3 protein-coding genes and 1 pseudogene are annotated in these 3,312 nt (G+C 66.4%); 3 read left to right on the forward strand and 1 reads right to left on the reverse strand.

What is annotated here, in order from left to right; all coding sequences use genetic code 11:
• Positions 1-65: 65 nt before the first annotated feature.
• From WA317_RS02500 to WA317_RS02510, 3 genes are read left to right on the forward strand one after another with little or no spacing between them, the layout of a single operon-like run.
• Positions 66-338: a FeoA family protein gene (locus tag WA317_RS02500; RefSeq protein WP_425171536.1), complete on the forward strand. Its 273-nt coding sequence runs from the start codon at positions 66-68 to the stop codon at positions 336-338.
• Positions 335-2,248 (forward strand): ferrous iron transporter B, encoded by a 1,914-nt coding sequence (gene feoB / locus WA317_RS02505; RefSeq protein WP_425171537.1) that lies wholly within the window; start codon positions 335-337, stop codon positions 2,246-2,248. The genes WA317_RS02500 and feoB overlap by 4 nt, the downstream gene beginning before the upstream one ends.
• Positions 2,245-2,811 (forward strand): NifU family protein, encoded by a 567-nt coding sequence (locus WA317_RS02510; protein WP_425171538.1) that lies wholly within the window; start codon positions 2,245-2,247, stop codon positions 2,809-2,811. The genes feoB and WA317_RS02510 overlap by 4 nt, the downstream gene beginning before the upstream one ends.
• Before the next feature lie 6 nt (positions 2,812-2,817).
• Here WA317_RS02510 and WA317_RS02515 read toward each other — a convergent pair.
• Positions 2,818-3,303, reverse strand: a pseudogene (locus WA317_RS02515) (deoxyguanosinetriphosphate triphosphohydrolase); the annotation flags it as partial.
• Between the last annotated feature and the right edge of the window lie 9 nt (positions 3,304-3,312).

Here is a 3,312-nt window from a genome sequence, read left to right on the forward strand (position 1 = left end):
GAACTCAATAGCGTCAGTGACGGGTGTAATTTGGGAGCCTAACCGTCACCGACATTTAGGCGCTCATGCATGGTCAACGCCCGGGATCTGCCCCGGCGACCGTGCTGGCCCAGCTTTCCCCGGGCCAGCACGCCACCATCGCCGGTGTGACCCCGGATGCGAGCCCGGCGGTGGCCAGCCGGCTACGTCAACTGGGGTTTCGACCGACCGCGCGGGTCGAGGTGATTCGCCGGGCACCCCTAGGTGACCCGACGATTTACCGGGTGCTGGACACTGAGCTGTGCATCCGCAGCCGGGAGGCGCGACTGATCGAAGTCTTCCCCGAGACAAACCGATGACGTCGTGCCACACCGACGGTGGCGCCCCAGTCATTGTCGCCGCCCAGCACCGGGTGGCGGTGGTCGGCAGTCCGAACGCCGGTAAGACCAGCGTCTTCAATCATCTGACCGGGTTGCGGGCCAAAGTCGGCAACTATCCCGGCGTCACCGTCGGCCGCACTGTGGGCTCCACCAAGGTGGACGGCGTGGCGATCGCTGTAGAAGACCTGCCCGGCACCTACAGCCTCACCCCGATCAGCCCGGACGAGCAGGTGGTCACCGATCTCCTGACCGGCGATATGGACGGCTTCGGCAGACCTGACGCCGTCCTGCTGGTAGCCGATGTGACGACGCTGCGCCGCTCGATGATGCTGATCGCTCAGGTACTGCGGCTCGACCTGCCGTGCCTGCTGGTGCTCACAATGGCCGACGAGTTGATCGCCCGGCGCGGCCGGATCGACAAGGACGCGTTGGCCTTCGCGCTCGGTATCCCGGTCAGCGTGGTCATCGCGCACCGCGGTTCGGGGATCGAGGGCCTGCGCGCGCAACTGCGGTCCGTTGACCAGTGGCAGCGGCCGCCACTGCTGCCGCCGTCGGATCCCGATGCCGTCGACGCGTGGGCCGAGTCAGTGCTCGAGGCAGCGGCCTACGTTGCGCCGCAGCCTGATCGACGGACCAGCCACATCGACCGGGTGGTGCTGCATCCGCTGTGGGGCACCGTCATCTTCTTCACGGTGATGTTCGCCGTCTTCCAGGTCATGTTCACCGTCGCCGCGCCACTGCGGGACGGCATCGGCGCGGCCCTCGCCTGGCTCGGTCGGCAGGTCACGGACCACCTCGGCCACAGCGTGGTCGGCGACCTGCTGGGCCAGGGCGTGATCGGCGGTGTCGGCACCGTGCTGCAGTTCATTCCGCAGATCGTCTTGCTGTTCTTGCTGATTGCTGTGCTGGAGAACGTCGGCTACATGTCGCGAGCGGCGTTTCTGATGGACCGGGTGATGGCCAAGACGGGCTTGGAAGGCCGCGCCTTCGTGGCGATGCTGACATCGTTCGCGTGCGCGATACCGGGCATCATGGCCACCCGGACATTGCCGTCATCGCGCGACCGCATCGCCACCGTGCTCAGCGCGCCGCTGATGACCTGCTCGGCGCGGCTGCCGGTGTACACCTTGCTGATCGGTCTTCTCGTTGCGCCGCGGACATATTGGTGGGGTGTGAGTGCGCAGGGCACTACGATGTTCCTGCTCTATCTCGGCGGCGGCACGTCAGCGCTGATCGCGGCGAGATTGTTCAAATCGACCATCTTGCGCAGTGATCTGCTGCCGTTCAGCATGGAGCTGCCGCCCTACCGCTTCCCCTCCGCCAAAGCCATGCTCGTCGCGATGTGGAGCGCGACGAGCATGTTCCTGCGCAAAGCCGGGACAATCATCCTGGGCACCTCGTTGGTGTTGTGGGCGCTGCTCAATCTGCCCACCCGCAGCGCTGAAACCGCCCACATGTCGACACCCGACGCCGCCGCGTATGTGATGAACCACAGTTACGCCGCGGACGCCGGCAGAGCGGTCGAACCGGTGTTCAAGCCGCTCGGCTTCGACTGGCACATCAACGTCGCCTTACTCGGCTCCCTCTCAGCACGTGAAGTTTTCGTATCCACCCTCGGTGAGGTGTCGGCGGCCACTGAACCGACCGATCCGAGTGCAGCGCTGGCGACCATGACCGACGGCCACGGGCACGAAGTGTTCACTGCACCGACGGTCATCGCACTGCTCGCCTACTTCATGTTCGCGCTGCAGTGCATGTCGACCGTCGCGGTGATGCGCCGCGAAACCAACTCGTGGCGCTGGCCGGCGCTTGCGTTCAGCTACATGTTCGCACTCGCGTGGGTGACAGCGTTCGCGGCGCGGTGGATCGCGATAGGTATCGCAACATGATCCCTCTGCACGCCACCGCCACCTCGAATCCGCAGCAACTGCTTTTCGTTGTTCCGGCCGGCAATCTCCCGCCGCGCGGCGTCGTCCGGGAAGCCCCGGACAGGCTCGCCGAATGGCTGCGTTGCGGAGTGATCGAGGAGGTGGTGATCGGCGACACCGGGGTGCTGATCACCGTCAGCGATGGACATGCCTGGCGCGACGTCGGCGACGGGATCCGGGATGCCCTTGTGGACGCGCTGACTGAATCCGGTTGGCAGGTCCGCCCTTTCACCGACCGCGACGACCGGTTGGCCGGGATCGTCAGGGAATTATTGGACGGCCCGATCGGCGCCTACGCGCAAAGCCACGGCGGAACAATCGAATTGGTGTCGGTCAGCGGCCCCCACGTCACCGTTCGGCTGTCCGGCGCGTGCCGCGGCTGCCCGGCAGCCGGCTCGACACTGACCGACCGACTGCAACATGAGCTGCGCCGACGGGTCGGTGACCATGTGACGGTCGTCAGCGATGACGCGTCGCCGCCCCTGGCGTTAGGCAAGAAGCTGCTGTCCCTGCTGATCCGCTGAGGACGCTCAGCCCGCCGCGATGCGTTCCAGCCTCCCCTCGGTGTAGGAGGCGATCTGGTCGACGACGACCCGCAGCCGCGCGCCATCGGCACCGGCGGTGTTGAACGCAGGGACGAAGATCGGATCGAGGGTGCGCGGGGCGCCGGCCAGCAGCCACTGCGCCACCCGGTGGATGCGTTCGCGCTGAGTGACCTGAATTTTTAGATGCGCCGGGTCGGACATGATGAACTGCAGCGCAAGCATTTTCAGCACTGCGACCTCGGCGCGGACCAGGTCGGGGACGTGCAGGTCGGCTTGGTAGCGCCCTACTGGGCCGGTGCCGGCGACCGCTTGGGTGGCCGCAATAGCCGCCGAGGCGAACCGGCCGACCAGCTCACTGGTCAGTCGTTTGAGCGCGACCGACGCCGACAGGGTGGCGTCGTAATTGCCGACCGCCGCGACCACCGGCAGCCCGGAAAGGCGCTGCGCGGCTTCGACCAGCGCGTCGGCTGTCTCTTATAC

Source organism: Mycobacterium sp., assembly GCF_049802695.1.
GTDB lineage: Bacteria > Actinomycetota > Actinomycetes > Mycobacteriales > Mycobacteriaceae > Mycobacterium.